This window comes from Leptolyngbya iicbica LK, assembly GCF_004212215.1.
In the GTDB taxonomy this organism is placed as follows: domain Bacteria; phylum Cyanobacteriota; class Cyanobacteriia; order Phormidesmidales; family Phormidesmidaceae; genus Halomicronema; species Halomicronema iicbica.
On record NZ_QVFV01000003.1, the window covers coordinates 346,948 to 362,888 of the forward strand.

The following is a 15,941-nucleotide window of genomic DNA, read 5'->3' on the forward strand; positions in this document are numbered from 1 at the left end:
ATTTTCCGCCTAACTACAAGTTGACTAATGTAGAGTCAGCTATTACTTAGACAGCTTCTCAGCCTACTGTTGAGATAGCCGAAAACCATTTTCTCCTACGTCTGAAAATCAGATCTCCAAACATGTACAGCCCGTTGCGCTAGCTGTCGTTGCCTAGAAGCAATTGCATTAATAGTCCACTCTTCAGCAGCAATATTGCGCGTCAAGTTATACACACTCTGCTGATAAGCATCACTTTTAGCTGCATAGAATTCGTTACCAACCTGGCGATTAAGACTTGGTTCTAGAGGAGTCAAATTACCAATTCGATATGTTACAGCCTCAATTTGGTCTTCTGAAAAGGCTCTTCTCCAATCTTCAGTAGGTGATTCGGGCAAAATGTGCTCAATAGAGAAGCCATCTTCACTAATGTCATTTCGTTCTGAAGCATCTATCTCAAGCTTCCAAAGTATATACCTCACTAGCTTCCTTTTCTGGCCTTTTGTAGAAATTGAGAGAAAGGAGAAATCTTGAGAGAACTTTTCATCGGAAACATAAACTGAACGCAGATTTTCAAAAACCTGCCTTGGAACAACTATCTCGCCATTCATAATGCCAATAGCCACCCTATTGTAGAGGGTTTCTAATTCATTAGGGTTTAGGCTGCTCACAATGGTATAGCGAAAAGATAAAACGCAAACCAGTTTCAGTAAGCGGACAAAATCTTGAGGTGAAAATTTTTCATATGCAGCAAATAAAGTTGGATAAGCCTGTTTCACTCGAAAAAGCTCTAGTTCCCGAATATAGTGCTGACTATCTGGGCTATCGCGCCAGAAATCGTCATCAGAATTTCCAAGAGCAACAAAAAGACTGCTATAGTTCTCAAGCTGGTCTAGCAAATCGAAAGCTTGCTGACCATCTTTCACGCTATCTCGAACTATTTTGAACAGCCTTTCACGCCTAACTCGGGTTCTTTGAAGACTTAGATAATATCGAAGAAACTCAGGAAATTTCTCCATCTGCACGGTGTTAATAATTCTTCGCCACTGCCGTTGAGCTTCTTGCAAATCATCTGGCCCCTCAAATTGGGAAAATAAATAGTTTTTCAATAAATCTGTTGAACTCAGCTCTATCCCTCTGGCATTTAAAGTTTCAAATACAGTATAAGCATTTAGCTCATCCTGAACATTGATTTGAATGAATAGTAACTCCTGAGCTATTATGTTCGTCAAAAATTCGGCAAGTTTTTCGCCATCCTGAACTAAATTCTGAAGTTCACCTATATGACTTGAAAAATATTGAAAAGCCTGCCAAAGTAGCTGATTTGATTTAGAAAGAGAGCGAATATTACGTGGCCTTCTAAGGTTGATTAAGTTGCTTTGATAGAAATCATTGTTGTTTTCATTCAAGATAAGCTTACTTGAATAACGCAGAGAACGTGGATCTCTATCACTTAGATAAGTTCGTTTCAGGATTTCTTGTCGTTCCTGATTAGCTTCTTTGCACTTTTCTCGCTCCACGAGATTTTGAATTTTTTCAATTACAGCTATAGCAATAACACTTAGAGTGGCTAATCTTTGTTGCCCATCGATCACAGTAAACTCTTTGTCTGAAACGTCGGAGCTTTGTAAAACAAGAGCTCCCATATAATGACTAGAGTCAGGCTTGTTACGAATGATCAAAATATCTTGCCAAAGATCCTCCCAATTCTCTTCCTTCCAGGAGTAATCACGCTGAAAAGGTGGAACTCTGTAAATCTTGCCATTACCAATCAAGTCACCGAAACTAGTGGTACGTGTATCTAGTAAGTTGCTTCGGGCCATATTTTTTGGTGAAGAGGTCAGTCTTATCCTTTAAGTTATCAAGCAACTGCTTATTTTTGCCAGTCCGAAACAGGGCAAGTAGCCAGAATTACGTTACTACGGACGGTCTAGATGCCATTGCTAAGTGTCAAAAGATACTTGCCGGCGCACAGCTTCACCTTTAGAAAATGGGATCTCTCACCGGGCACGGTAGATTTTCGGTGTCATCTCCGTCGGTCAGTTGTCGAAATGTTCGGCCAAAATGGCTGTGGCTATTTAAAGTTAAGCTCCAGGGTGATCGCCATAATTAGGTTTATCGGTACACTTCAGCAATGTCTTTACCCGCTCGACCCATTGTTGCAGCAGACATGGATAGGGAGATCGTCTTGAAACTGGCTGGTGCCTACCAAATTTTTGCCATCTGCAATTGGAACCCCGGTAGTTCTGGGTCGCCGCTGACCCTGTCAGGGTTTTCCAAAATCTCGGGTGCTTGACCGGGGCGATAAACATGCACTTGGCGCGGTTTGCGATCGATCAGAAATCCGAGCAGCGCTCCATTCGCCATGTATTCTTCCATCTTGGCCTGCAGTCCGCTCAACGTATCGCTGGATGACTTTAGCTCCACGACAAAATCTGGACAAATTGGCGCAAAGGACGCCTTCTCGTCCTCTGTTAGTGCATTCCAGCGTTCGAGCCGAATCCAGGCGGCGTCGGGCGATCGCGTTGCTCCATTGGGTAGCGTAAAGCCAGCACTTGAGTCAAACCCTAGCCCGTTACCATCCTGCTCAGCCCAGTTACCAATCTGCACAGCTAAATTGAAGTTACGGTTTCCCGTGTCAGAAAAGGCAGGTGGCATGATGATCACCTCTCCGTTAGCATTGCGCTCAATCCGCAGCTCACGATTGGCCTGACAAAATTCATAAAACTCTGCCATCGTCATCTCAATCGGCATCGGCAGGTTTACCGTCAGAGGAAAGCTCTCCGTCTGAATCAGCAGCGTTGTCATGGGTCACCTTTGGTCGCCTAGTCGCAAGGGCTTGGGATTGATCATTACCGTTGATCCTAGTGCTAATCCAGTCAGATGATACTAAAAAGGCACCCAACGGCTTGAGCCTCACGCTGCGTCACCCCTTAGCCTCTAGTCATCAACCGTACACGTTTGGATAGGAGCGGAAAGGCGTTATGTCTAACCTGCTGCAAATTGGGGAATTGGCAAAACAGACCGGACTGTCAATCCGCACCTTGCGGTACTACGACGAGATTGGCCTGCTGGTGCCCTCGCACCGCACCGAGGCCGAGTATCGACTCTACAGCGAAGCCGATATTGCTCGACTCCAGCAAATCTTATCGCTGCGGCAATTGGGGTTTGCGCTCAAGGAAATCCGTGAGTGTCTGGAGAATCCTGAATTTTCCTTGCCGCAAGTGATTGACCTGCATCTAGCGCGCCTGCAAGAGCAGATGGCGGTATCGCGATCGCTCTTCACCCAGCTCAGCCAGCTAGCTCAACAGCTCCAAACCTCTCAGTCCGTTGCGGTTGAAGACCTGATGACCACAATGGAGACGATCACCATGACCCAGCAATATTTGACCCAAGAACAGCACGATTTACTCGCAGCTCGGCTCCAGCAGGGCCAGGCCGAATGGCAGCAGTTCCTGACCCAAGCGCGATCTCAGCTCGCTGAGGGGCGCAACCTCAACGATCCGGAAGTCCAGCAAATGGCGTGGCAGTGGCGCACCAGCATTCTCGAGTTTGTCGGTGGCGATCTCCAGCTCTACGAAGCCCTGACTCAGCTCTACCAACAAGCAGGCGCTGAAGCGGCGAGCTGGGGCACGCTGGATGGCCCGACCTTGGAATACATTCTCAAAGCGGTGGCGATGCTATCCATGCGGGAAGAGTTCGTGGGGTCTACCCTGGGTCGCTTAGCGCCAGCAACCCAGGCGGTGCTCACCCAAGGCCAGTCAGCCATGCGAAACAAATTGCAGATTCACGACTTCATGGGTACGGAAGGTCTGCTGCTGGGACTGCTAGCAGTGGAAACGAGCGTGGCCGCCCAGGCGCTGGGGGAACAAGGCGTGGATTTCGCCACCGCAGCAACCCTATTTCGCGACTGGTTAGCCGACTGCGCCACGTCACCTGCCGAAATCCCGGCCAACATGCCGTTTACCCCCCGCGCCCACCGCGTATTAGAACTGGCCGCTCAGCAAGCACAACAGCAGGGTGACGACCAGATTACCCCGGAACATTTGCTGCTCGGTATTTTGCAAGAAGGCGAAACCGGGGGCGGCATGGCCATGCGCGTTTTGCAGGCGTGTCAGGTGGACTGCGATCGCCTAAAGCAACAACTCAGGCCCTAGCAGGGAGACCTTTGGCCGAGGGTCGCCTGCCCGGAGTGTCTGTTTCACGCCAGTTGAGTGACTCTTGGCAGGGCTCATACTGCGGCCTGGTAATAGAGATGGCGCTGTGCAGATCGCTCCGTTCATTGCTTTGCATAAACCTGAGGGGATGAGATGAGGAAGCAGGACTTTATCAAATCCAAGTTTCGTCAGGCAGGCAGCTTGTCTGCTGCGGGACAGCCGAGACGGCTGTCCACACTTAGATGTAAAGCTTTTGGGCTCTCGGCATTTGACTGCGGATTGCGATATCTGGAACCTTGCAACCCAGCATCACGCCTCGCGATCACCCCCCGGTTTAGTCTTGTGCAACCATATCCGCCTGCGCCTCTGACACCGGCTTGCGCGTCAGCAAATACAGCAACGGCCCAAAAGATCCGGCCACCAAAGTGATGCCCAACCAAGGCCAGGGATTGCGCTGCATTTTCTGCGCGTCTTGCCACATCCAGATCATCACCAGACCTAACGCAATCACCAGGTCGGCAAACACCTGGCCCGCCCCAAAACTCTGAAAGTGGGGCATTAAAATCCCCAGATATCCGTGATACCAAAGCGCCGCGCCACTGAGGGCACCAAATAACATGAGCGTCAAAATAATCAGGCTACGGTTCATAGGACACATCTCGATAGGCAGCAATATGGCTCAGTATTGAGGGCTCAGGTTATCGCCGCAATTACCTGACAGGTAATTGCAGCCAGTGGGTCTGGCGATCGACCATCAGTCCGCACAGTTTTCATCATGCCGATGTATTCCCATGCTCGATACCTTGCGTCAGGCGCGTAAATATCGTCATCTCAGCCAGTTAGAGTTGTCCTTACGGCTGGGGGTGTCACAACGGCACATCAGCTTTGTCGAAAGTGGGCGCGCCCGGCCCAGCCGAGAACTCTTAGCGGCCTGGCTGCGAGAATTAGAGGTGCCCATGGGCTTGCAAAATGAGCTGATGCGGCAAATTGGCTATGCACCGATTTACAGCCAGACGCCGCTACATGAGCCGACCCTCGCCCCGGTAAATCGAGCCCTTGAACGGCTATTACAAGCCCAAGACCCGATTCCAGCCTTAGTGATCGATGCCCACTGGAATTTGTTACGTCTCAATCGGGGTGCGGCGTGGCTGGCGACAACACTGACTGGCGGCAGGGTCAACCTGGCTGAGGCCCAAGCTATGAATTTGTTAGATCTGCTCATCCATCCCGAGGGGCTCACTCAGTCGATCCTCAATCTGCCTGAAGTCGGCCCGGCCTTTCTCGCCCGGTTGCGCTACGAGGCGGCGATTCATCCCCCGCTCACTGAAAAAGTCAACGCCTTCGAAGCTCTGCTCGTCGCCAAACTCGGCCAGCCCCCTCTGCCACCCGAGGACTTGTCACCGACTGACCCCGTACTGACGACTCGTTATGCCACACCCTGTGGGGAGTTGGCTTTTTTCAGCATGTTCACCACTTTTGGAACACCGCAGGATATTACGCTGGCATCCTTACGGGTAGAGCATATCTTTCCGGCAGATCAAGCCACCCATGACATCCTCAAAGCCCAGATTCAGTAGGGATTCGACCGATCGCTCATCGTCATTGGGTGGCTGAAGCCTTGATCACGACGAGAGGCCCGAATTGACGTCAGCGCTTGATGCACAGTTTCTTTGATCTTGTCAAACGAGCTAGCGATGCGGCACCTCAATGCCTTAGCGGTGAATGATTTAGTCAATGCTGGAGGCTGGAATGTTACGTTCGCGTTTTAACCAAAAAGTGCTGATGACGATACCCGCGATCGCTAATATCGCCATGGGATAAAACACAAAATTGTACGTGCCAAATAAATCGCGAATGCGGCCAGTAACCAGCGTGCCGATGAGCGCCCCGATGCCGTAGGCGGTAAACACAATGCCATAGTTTTGGGCATAGTGCTCCGGATCAAAAAAGTGCAGGGTGATGGTCGGAGCCATGGCCAGCCAGCCGCCCAGACAGAACCAGAACAGGCTAAATGCCACTAGATAAAGGGCCACCTGTCCGGTCTGCGCATTCATCATCAAAAGGCAGGCGATGAGAATAAGCGTGTAGGAAAAGATGGCGACATGTTGCGGCTTAAAGCGATCGCTTAGCCAGCCAAAGAGGGGTCGACTGACTCCATTAAAGACGGCAAACATAGAGACACTAATGGCCGCCGTTGTGGGTGTAATTTGGATGATTTCTTCCCCCACTGGCCCGGAAATGCCAATGGCACTTAAGCCGACCAGAGTGGCGATCGCATAACAAATCCATAGCCCATAAAACGACCGACTCTTCAATAAGTTATGCGGATAGCTATGGGGCTCAAGCTGTTGAGCTTTAGCAATATCATGCTGTGGATGCCATCCCAACGGCGGCAATTTCATCACTAGGGCCAGCCCTAGAATAATCAGAGTAAATGCGACGCCTAAAATCCGTAACGTTGGTCGCACCGTGTAAGCGCTAATCAAATAATTGGCTAAGGGAGCAGTGATAAAAGGAGACAGCCCAAAGCCTAAAACTGTTAGGCCCAACGCTAACCCCTTTTTATCGGGAAACCAGCGGGAAGCCACGACCATCGGCACGCCATACACAATGCCGACCCCCATGCCAGCAATCACACCATAGGTCAGCGCCAAGACGCCAATCTGATTAGCAAAACTGGAGAGAATGTATCCTGCCCCCACCACAAGTCCGCCGATCGCGGTCGTGAGCCGAGTACCAATGCGGGGAATGTAAAAGCCCGCGATCGGCATGGTCGCCGCATAAAAGACGAGCGCCAACGTAAAGGGCAACAGGCTTTGGGTGGCACTAATACCGAGTTCTCCTTCTAGCGGAGTTCTGAAAATGCTCCATGAATAGACCGTTCCTAAGCACAACAAAATCGTCATCCCCAAAGGCAACAAAAGCCATCGACCTTGCTCGGCGGGTCGGCCCAAAATCTGCACATTAGGCACATTCTCATGTGTGATATTCATGACATATTTAAGCCCCACATCACTAGATTGAGTGCAGAGGCAGCGCACATTCTAGCTGCCCGATCCATGAATAGCGTATGGAGCTTTCATGACCCTAATTTTTATAGAAATGCTTATTATTTAGACCCGCAATACCGCCTCGTTTGTGATGGCAGAAGGAACAAAGGAGAGCATAACAACCGACGTTCTAAAACAGAGGTCATGCAGGCTAATCGTTGGGGCAAACAAACGGTTGCAGATCGGACTTTGCCACCATGGTTTGCGTGTCGCCTCGCACAGCATCTGCATTTGCGTGGGGTGTTCCAGTACTTCCATGAGGCGCACCGCGATCGCCTCTCGTGCAAAGAAGTCCACCCGCCAACCCTGGTGCCCCTTCCGCATGGCCTTTTCCTCACAATGTGTCGCTCAGTGTCGCTGCTCTTAGCCGCTTTGAGGTGAACCTGATCGATATTTAGGAGTTCTTAAAAATACGTTGAGACCCTCGCCTCTCGATGGAACGCACACTTACAATGGCGACGTTCACTCCACTAAATTTCATCCATGTTGCATCGCATGTTTCCCACAGCAGGTTGGTTAGCGGCTCTATCGTTATCGGCGGCTTTGCTCCCCATCGGCACAGCCCAGGCGCAGTACACCGACTTGACTGAAAACCAGTCTTACATTCGGGGCTGTCGCCAAATTAAGCAAGGGGCGAACGCGATCGTTTACGACAATACCGACCTGGCGAATAAACCGGACAATCAAATCGGCACTTTATTTTCGGGTACGCAAGTGGTTTTGACGGGGGTGCTGCGGGAAACCAGCGACTACACTGCGGCCCAGGTGTATTTAGCGAATGACGATCTCACCACGACGCAACCCGTTGGGTGGGTCAATGCGAACCAGCTTGCTCCCTGCTCCGGCACGACTCCACCGCCAACCAGCAACACCTGCTTCCGGCCACGCACGACTCTGATCGTTCGCAGCGGTCCCAGTTTGAATGCCGCTAATACAGGTATGACCTTCACGCCAGCGTCGTTGATTACGCCCCACACGCAACCGCCCAGCTTCGAAGTCAGCAGCGATGGTCGCGTATGGCTGCATGTTGATACTTATCGCGGCCCCAACTGGGTCGCCAGCACTGGCCCCAATGGCGCAGGCAGCAATCTTAATACGGAGCCGTGTCGATAGAGCAGGCCATGATGAACCTCTAAAAGCGCTATTTGAACAGCCGTCCGATCGCTGAGTCAGCGTTTCCCCGTTTTGACCTGGAGCGGCTGGGGCGGACTCGTTGGCCCGGCACTGTCGCCCTTGACGGCAAGGCGACGGTGACAGCGATCGCCTTCAGGAATGCTGTAAACTAGCCCGCAAATCGCTACTTTGAGGGCGCTTTTTCATGGAATCCAGCTTTTTGACAACGGTCTTTTTGCCCCTAGCGCTGTTCATCATCATGTTGGGCATGGGCTTGGGATTAACCCTGGCCGACTTTCGCCGCATTTTGACGGAACCCAAAGCCGTTGTGCTGGGATTGGCGGCTCAACTCATCGTCTTGCCTGTGATTGGGTTTGCCCTGGCGGTAATTCTGCCATTGCCGCCAGAACTCGCCGTCGGCGTAATGATTTTGGCGGCTTGTCCGGGGGGACCAACCTCCAATCTTTTGACTTATCTCGCCAAAGGTCGGATTGCGCTCTCCATCACGCTCACCGCGATCGGGAGCTTAATCACGGTCTTTACGATTCCCCTGGTCGTGAACGCAGCGATGGGCTATTTCATGGGAGTCGGCTCCGATTTACAACTGCCGTTTATCCAGACCGTGGTGCAGATTGCTGTCATTACGTTCGTGCCTGTCAGCTTGGGCATGTTGCTGCATCACTATGCTCCGCGCCTAGCCGCCACCGTCGAAAAGCAGGTGAAATGGCTCGCTCTAGTGTTTCTGGGGCTAGTGATTGCCGGACTCTTGCTCAAAGAGCGCGACAACGTCCTGGGTTTCTTTGCCCAGGTGGGCTGGGTCACGGTGCCGCTCATCGTGCTGTCGATGTTGGCGGGCTGTGGGTTAGCGATCGCCGCCAAGCTCGATCGCCCCAGCACCACCGCCATCACGATTGAAGTAGGCATTCAAAATGGCACGCTGGCGATCGCGATCGCCAGCGCCCCCACTTTTCTCAACAATCCGACGATGGCCATTCCGGCTGCCATCTACAGTTTGATGATGTTTGTCATTGGCGGCGGCTTTGCATGGTGGGCGCAGCGCCATATGCCCCCCCTCAGTCCACTCACCAGCCCCCCAGAAGACGAAGAAGCCACCCTGTTGCGACGCTAAACACCGTCCGATAAGGTGCCAATTGTGAGCCGCGATCGTAGGCATCGCCAAAATTAGCTGTAATAATGCTCAGAAGGAAAATCGACAGGAAGCATATGGTTGATTTTGGGGTTCGGAGCTGGCGTCTGAGTCGTCATTTACGGCAATACGGCAAACGGTGGCTGTTAGTCGTGTTGGCCTTAGTGGGCGCGATCGCCTTTGCCGGCTGCAATCCGTCACAATTCACAACGGCGGAGGCCACCTCGTCACGCATCGTCTTTAGCTCCCTCGGCGACCCCAAAACCTTTAACCCCGCCCTCAGTCAGGAATATCCCAACATTTTTCTCTACACCTTTGAGGGCATGGTCACTCGGGATGGCATCACCGGGGAAATCGTGCCGCAAATGGCCGAATCTTGGGACATTTCCGAAGATGGCTTGACCTACACCTTCACCCTGCGCGAAGGATTGAAATGGTCTGACGGTGAACCGATCACCACCGACGATGTCATCTTCACCTACGACGACGTCATCTTCAATGAAGCGATTCCGACCTCGGCGCGAGATGTGATGCGCATTGGCCCCGAAGGCAAACTGCCCAGCATCACCAAACTGGACGATCGCCGCTTCCAATTCACCCTGCCAGAGCCCTTTGCCCCGTTTTTAGAAACTACGGGCAATGGCATCCTGCCCGCCCACATCCTCCAAGACTCGGTCAACACGTTGGATGCAGAGGGCAGTCCCCAATTCCTCTCCATGTGGACGACGGGCACCCCCCCCGAAGAAATCATTGGCAACGGCCCTTATCGCCTCAAGCAATATTTGCCGAGCCAGCGTGTCATTTTTGAGAAAAATCCCTACTACTGGCAAACCGACGATCAGGGCAACCAGCAGCCTTATATCGAAGAACTCGTTTGGCAGGTGATCGAGTCCACTGACAACCAGCTTTTGCAATTCCGGTCTGGCGGCCTTGACACCATTGGCATCGGCCCCGACGAATTTGCCCTGATGAAGCGTGAAGAAGAGCGCGGCAACTTCACCATTCACGAAGGCGGACCCGCCCTGAGCACGTTATTTATCACCTTCAATTTGAATAAAGGGGTGCGGGATGGTAAGCCATTAGTCGATCCAGTGAAATCGAAATGGTTTAACTCCGTCGCCTTTCGTCAGGCGGTGTCGTATGCGATCGATCGCCAAACCATGATCAACAACATCTATCAGGGCTTGGGCGAACCGCAAACGTCACCGCTACCGGTCCAAAGCCCGTTTTATGCCAGTCCCGCCGATGGCATGCCCACCTATGAGTACAGCCAAGAGAGAGCGCGCGCACTTCTAGAGTCCGACGGCTTTCAGTACAACGCCGCCGGGGAACTGCTAGACGCCGAGGGCAATCGCGTTCGCTTTACGCTACTCACCAACTCGGGCAACAAAATTCGCGAAGCGACCGGTGCACAGATCAAGCAAGACCTGAGCAAAATCGGCATCCAGGTCGACTTTCAGCCCATCAGTTTTAACGCTTTGGTCACCAAACTCAGCGACAGCCTCGACTGGGAAGCTCACATCATCGGCTTTACAGCGGGCTTAGAACCCAATGGCGGGGCCACCGTCTGGCTGCTTGATGGCTCTCTTCATGCCTTTAATCAGCAGGCCCTGGCGGGGCAAGAACCCCTCACCGGCTGGGAAGCTGCCGATTGGGAAAAAAGCATTGCCGACATCTACATCCAAGCGGCGCAAGAAGTCGATCCAGAAAAGCGCAAGGCGCTGTATTTCGAGAGTCAACGCTTGACTCAGGAATATCTGCCCTTTATCTATCTGGTCAATCCCCTCAATCTCGGTGCGGTGCGCAACACCATTGAGAATGTGAACTACTCTGGCATCGTCCGCCCGTTTGCCCTGTGGAATGTGCAAGAACTGAAACGCACCGAATAGCCATCGAGAGGGGAGCAGCCCATTAATACAACCGCCTCGGCTATTCACGATGGGGCACTCATGCGCAACCGACCGACCGGCCCATGCCCGCCCTCAAGCAGGGTCGGCAAGCGCGATCGCGGGCAACTCGCAACGTTTATTCTTTTTATGCCAAAAATAGGCATTTTTAATGACGCTACAAAACTTCAAACAAATCCAGCAATCAGGCCAAAAGACGTTGCGAATTGTTACGCATGGCGCTGTACCCCTTATCTGACAAGGTTTTTCTGCTACAAGGTTGATAGGTTTCTCAACCTTTTTAGCTCTGTGCTAGCAGCTTCTGTACACGCATTGTTGGGTTTTGTAAATAGCCTTCTGCTGAATAAAAATCCAGCCATTTAGAGTTGTTACCGGAAGCTCATCGCCACCCCTGAGACCAAACTGATGGGATGAAGGGTGGCGGCAAACGTCAGGCTTGAGGGTTGACTAGCCAAGTCATTTTGGGATCTAGATACGTCACAAAGGAGTCATCACTGCATGTTCACCAACGTCAAGCCCACTGTGCGCCACATTGCGCCCGATGATCTGAACGGGCGATCGCTGGTAAAGGTGGTCTACGTGGTGCTGGAGCCTCAGTACCAGAGCGCTCTTTCGTCGGCCATTCGGGCAATTAACAGCAACAACTCGGAAGTTGCGTTTGAAGTCAGCGGCTATTTAATCGAAGAGCTCCGCAGTCAGGAGAACTACGAAGCCTTTAAGCAAGACATTTCGGAAGCGAATATTTTCATCGCCTCGCTGATCTTTATTGAAGACCTGGCCGACAAGGTCGTGGAAGCGGTGCAGCCCCATCGCGACAACTTGGATGCTGCCGTTGTCTTCCCCTCCATGCCCCAGGTGATGCGCCTGAACAAGATGGGCAGCTTCTCGATGGCGCAACTTGGCCAGTCCAAGAGCGTCATTGGCGAATTCATGAAGAAGCGCCGCCAAAAGAAGGGCAGCGGCTTTGAAGACGCCATGCTGAAGCTGCTGCGGACGTTGCCCAACGTGCTGAAATACCTGCCGGTGGAAAAGGCCCAGGATGCCCGGAACTTCATGCTCAGCTTCCAGTATTGGCTGGGCGGCTCCCCGGAAAACCTGGAAAACTTCTTCCTGATGTTGGCCGATCGCTACGTCTTCACCGACCACGCCATTGAGGGCGCACCTCAGGTCGAGATTGGCGACTATGCCGAGCCCGTGACGTTCCCCGATGTGGGCATCTGGCACCCGATGGCGACTCAAATGTTCGAAGATCTCAAGGAGTATCTGAACTGGTATGAGTCCCGGAAGGATCTGCCGGAGGATCTGCGGGATCCCCTGGCTCCCTGTGTGGGTCTGGTGCTTCAGCGGACGCACCTCGTCACCGGGGACGAAGCCCACTACGCGGCGATGGTGCAAGAGTTGGAATATTACGGGGCGCGAGTGATTCCCGTATTCTCCGGCGGTCTGGACTTTGCCAAGCCGGTGAACGAGTACTTTTTCGATCCCCTGGATAAGGATCGGGCGATCGTTGATTCCGTCGTGTCTCTGACGGGCTTTGCACTGGTCGGTGGACCGGCACGGCAGGATCATCCGAAGGCGATCGAAACCCTGCGCCGCCTGAACCGCCCCTACATGGTGGCGCTGCCCCTCGTCTTCCAAACCACTGAGGAGTGGGAAGAGAGCGACCTGGGTCTGCACCCGATTCAGGTGGCGTTGCAGATGGCGATTCCCGAGTTGGATGGCGCGATCGAGCCCATCGTCCTCTCCGGTCGCGACGGCATGACGGGCCGCGCCATCACCCTGCAAGACCGCATCAGCTCTATCGCGCAGCGGGCAATCAAGTGGGGCAACCTGCGCCGCAAACCCAAGCTCGACAAAAAGCTGGCAATCACCGTCTTCAGCTTCCCCCCGGATAAGGGCAACGTCGGTACTGCCGCGTATCTGGACGTCTTCGGCTCCATCTACAAAGTGCTGGAAGCCATGAAAGGCAACGGCTACGACGTGCAGGATCTGCCCGAGTCGCCAGAAGCCCTGATGCAGGAAGTCATCCACGATGCCCAGGCCCAGTACGCCAGCCCTGAGCTGAACGTGGCTTACCGCATGTCCGTCCCTGAGTACGAGGAGCTGACCCCCTACTCCACCCGGTTGGAAGAAAACTGGGGTGCGCCTCCCGGACATCTGAACACTGACGGGCAAAACCTGCTGGTGTACGGCAAGGCATTTGGCAACGTGTTCATCGGCGTGCAGCCCACCTTTGGCTACGAAGGCGACCCGATGCGGCTGCTGTTCTCCCGGTCCGCCAGCCCCCACCACGGCTTTGCGGCCTACTATACCTACCTGGAGAAAATATGGGGCGCGGACGCGGTGCTGCACTTCGGGACCCACGGTTCGCTGGAATTCATGCCCGGTAAGCAGATGGGCATGTCCGGCACCTGCTACCCCGATAGTCTCATCGGCACTACGCCGAACCTCTACTACTATGCGGCGAACAACCCCTCCGAGGCGACGATCGCCAAGCGACGCGGCTACGCCGAAACCATCAGCTACCTCACCCCGCCCGCTGAGAACGCCGGACTGTACAAAGGGCTGAAGGAACTGAGCGAACTGATCGGCTCTTACCAGTCCCAAAAGGACAGCGGTCGGGCAGTGCAGATTGTGAACGCGATCGTGGAAACGGCGCGGGTCTGCAACCTGGATCGCGATGTGGAGTTGCCGGAAATCGACGCCAGCGAAATGTCCGAGGGCGATCGCAGCAACCTGGTCGGCAAGATCTACATCAAGCTGATGGAAATTGAGTCGCGCCTGTTGCCCTGCGGCCTACACGTCATTGGTAAGCCCCCGACCGCTGAGGAGGCGATCGCCACCCTGGTCAACATCGCCGGACTGGACCGCGAAGAAGAAGGCATCATGAGCCTCCAGCGCGTGATCGCCGAAAGCATCGGTCGCGATATCGACGAAATCTACGCCAACAGCGATAAGGGTGTCCTCGATGACGTGCAACTGCTGTACGACATCAACCAGGCGGTGCGCGATGCCGTCGGTGCCCTCGTCCACGAACAGGTAGACGCCGAAGGTCGTGTGTCGATGGTGTCGCGCCTGAACTTCCTCAACATTGGCCGCAAGGAGCCCTGGGTCAAGGCGCTCCACGATGCGGGCTACACCAAGGTGGAAGGGGAAACCCTCAAGCCTCTGATGGAATTCCTGGAGTTCTGCCTGGAGCAGGTCTGCGCCGACAACGAATTGGGCGCATTGCTCAAGGGTCTGGAAGGCGAGTACGTCCTCCCCGGCCCCGGCGGCGACCCCATCCGCAACCCCGACGTACTGCCCACGGGCAAGAACCTGCACGCGCTGGATCCCCAGGCGATTCCTACCCTGGCGGCGGTGCAGTCCGCGAAGATTGTGGTCGATCGCCTCCTCGAACGCCAAAAGCAGGAAAACGGCGGTCGCTACCCCGAAACCATCGCCACCGTCCTCTGGGGCACCGACAACATCAAGACCTACGGCGAATCCCTGGCGCAAATGCTCTGGTTCGTCGGCGTCAAGCCCGTCCCCGATGCCCTCGGTCGGGTCAACAAGCTGGAGTTGCTCTCGCTAGAAGAACTCGGTCGTCCCCGCGTCGATATTGTGGTGAACTGTTCCGGTGTCTTCCGCGACCTGTTCATCAACCAGATGGCCCTGCTCGATCGCGCCGTGAAAATGGCCGCCGAAGCCAACGAGCCTTTGGAAATGAACTTCGTCCGCAAGCATGCCCTGGAGCAAGCGGCAGAAATGGGCTGCGACCTGCGGACGGCAGCGACCCGAATCTTCTCCAACGCCTCCGGCTCCTACGCCTCCAACGTCAACCTGGCAGTGGAAAACAGCAGTTGGGAAGAGGAAAGCGAACTCCAGGAAATGTACCTGAAGCGCAAATCCTTCGCCTTTAACTCCGACAACCCCGGCGTCATGGACGAATCGCGCGGCATCTTTGAGTCCTCGCTGAAGAAGGCGGAAGTCACCTTCCAAAACCTGGACTCTTCGGAGATTTCGCTGACGGATGTGTCCCACTACTTCGACTCTGACCCCACCAAGGTCGTCGCGAGTCTGCGGGGCGACGGCACCAAGCCCGCCTCCTATGTGGCCGACACCACCACCGCCAACGCCCAGGTGCGCACCCTGTCGGAAACGGTCCGCCTGGATGCCCGCACGAAGCTGCTAAATCCCAAGTGGTACGAGGGCATGCTTTCCCACGGCTACGAAGGCGTGCGGGAACTCTCGAAGCGTCTGGTGAACACGATGGGCTGGTCGGCAACGGCGGACGCGGTGGATAACTGGGTTTACGAAGACACCAACACCACCTTTATCAAGGATCCGGAGATGTGCAAGCGCCTCATGGATCTCAACCCGAACTCCTTCCGCCGCATGGTCTCGACCCTGCTGGAAGTGAACGGGCGCGGCTACTGGGAAACCAGCGATGACAACATCGAACGGCTGCAAGAGCTGTACCAGGAAGTCGAAGACCGCATCGAAGGCGTCGAGTAAGCGCAAAAAAGGGAACGGTTCCCTGAGCGACTTAAAGGGGTAGGCGATCGCTTGCCCCTTTCCGCTATATTTGAGCCCACGTGATGTGACG

The 15,941-nt window shown here is 53.9% G+C and carries 12 protein-coding genes; 7 read left to right on the forward strand and 5 right to left on the reverse strand.

Annotated features, from left to right (window positions below; genetic code table 11):
- Nucleotides 1-95 precede the first annotated feature (95 nt).
- Together DYY88_RS15345 and DYY88_RS15350 are read right to left on the reverse strand one after the other, a co-directional pair.
- A complete protein-coding gene (locus DYY88_RS15345) occupies nucleotides 96-1,802 on the reverse strand; it encodes a DUF262 domain-containing protein (RefSeq protein ID WP_039726764.1) in 1,707 nt (568 codons plus the stop codon).
- 382 nt (nucleotides 1,803-2,184) lie between these two features.
- Nucleotides 2,185-2,787 carry a Uma2 family endonuclease gene (locus DYY88_RS15350; protein ID WP_039726763.1) on the reverse strand — a complete coding sequence of 201 codons (603 nt, stop codon included), beginning with the start codon at nucleotides 2,785-2,787 and terminating at the stop codon, nucleotides 2,185-2,187.
- Between the two features lie 176 nt (nucleotides 2,788-2,963).
- Here DYY88_RS15350 and DYY88_RS15355 point away from each other — a divergent pair, with 176 nt between their 5' ends.
- Complete coding sequence (locus DYY88_RS15355; protein ID WP_039726762.1) at nucleotides 2,964-4,136, forward strand: MerR family transcriptional regulator; 1,173 nt, start codon at nucleotides 2,964-2,966, stop codon at nucleotides 4,134-4,136.
- A gap of 334 nt (nucleotides 4,137-4,470) precedes the next feature.
- Here the strand turns inward: DYY88_RS15355 and DYY88_RS15360 are convergent, their stop codons facing one another.
- Nucleotides 4,471-4,785, reverse strand: a complete 315-nt coding sequence (locus tag DYY88_RS15360) for a DUF2834 domain-containing protein (protein WP_039726761.1) — start codon at nucleotides 4,783-4,785, stop codon at nucleotides 4,471-4,473.
- Between the two features lie 142 nt (nucleotides 4,786-4,927).
- On the opposite strand from DYY88_RS15360, the gene DYY88_RS15365 reads away from it, so the two are divergent.
- Nucleotides 4,928-5,713: a helix-turn-helix domain-containing protein gene (locus DYY88_RS15365; protein WP_039726759.1), complete on the forward strand. Its 786-nt coding sequence runs from the start codon at nucleotides 4,928-4,930 to the stop codon at nucleotides 5,711-5,713.
- A gap of 150 nt (nucleotides 5,714-5,863) precedes the next feature.
- On the opposite strand, the gene DYY88_RS15370 is transcribed toward DYY88_RS15365, so the two are convergent.
- Both DYY88_RS15370 and DYY88_RS15375 read right to left on the reverse strand, forming a co-directional pair.
- Complete coding sequence (locus tag DYY88_RS15370; RefSeq protein ID WP_039726758.1) at nucleotides 5,864-7,129, reverse strand: L-lactate MFS transporter; 1,266 nt, start codon at nucleotides 7,127-7,129, stop codon at nucleotides 5,864-5,866.
- A gap of 120 nt (nucleotides 7,130-7,249) precedes the next feature.
- Nucleotides 7,250-7,510 (reverse strand): hypothetical protein, encoded by a 261-nt coding sequence (locus DYY88_RS15375; protein ID WP_039726756.1) that lies wholly within the window; start codon nucleotides 7,508-7,510, stop codon nucleotides 7,250-7,252.
- 159 nt (nucleotides 7,511-7,669) lie between these two features.
- On the opposite strand from DYY88_RS15375, the gene DYY88_RS15380 reads away from it, so the two are divergent.
- The 5 genes from DYY88_RS15380 (at nucleotide 7,670) to DYY88_RS15395 (ending at nucleotide 15,850) form a co-directional block, all read left to right on the forward strand.
- Nucleotides 7,670-8,299: a hypothetical protein gene (locus tag DYY88_RS15380; protein ID WP_039726755.1), complete on the forward strand. Its 630-nt coding sequence runs from the start codon at nucleotides 7,670-7,672 to the stop codon at nucleotides 8,297-8,299.
- Between the two features lie 32 nt (nucleotides 8,300-8,331).
- The gene (locus tag DYY88_RS24235; RefSeq protein ID WP_160299542.1) at nucleotides 8,332-8,472 is read left to right on the forward strand and encodes a hypothetical protein; all 141 of its coding nucleotides are present in this window, start codon (nucleotides 8,332-8,334) and stop codon (nucleotides 8,470-8,472) included.
- A gap of 32 nt (nucleotides 8,473-8,504) precedes the next feature.
- Nucleotides 8,505-9,428, forward strand: a complete 924-nt coding sequence (locus DYY88_RS15385; RefSeq protein WP_044151198.1) for a bile acid:sodium symporter family protein — start codon at nucleotides 8,505-8,507, stop codon at nucleotides 9,426-9,428.
- Between the two features lie 95 nt (nucleotides 9,429-9,523).
- Complete coding sequence (locus tag DYY88_RS15390) at nucleotides 9,524-11,335, forward strand: ABC transporter substrate-binding protein (RefSeq protein WP_039726754.1); 1,812 nt, start codon at nucleotides 9,524-9,526, stop codon at nucleotides 11,333-11,335.
- Between the two features lie 516 nt (nucleotides 11,336-11,851).
- Nucleotides 11,852-15,850 carry a magnesium chelatase subunit H gene (locus tag DYY88_RS15395; RefSeq protein WP_039726753.1) on the forward strand — a complete coding sequence of 1,333 codons (3,999 nt, stop codon included), beginning with the start codon at nucleotides 11,852-11,854 and terminating at the stop codon, nucleotides 15,848-15,850.
- The last annotated feature ends 91 nt before the right edge of the window (nucleotides 15,851-15,941 follow it).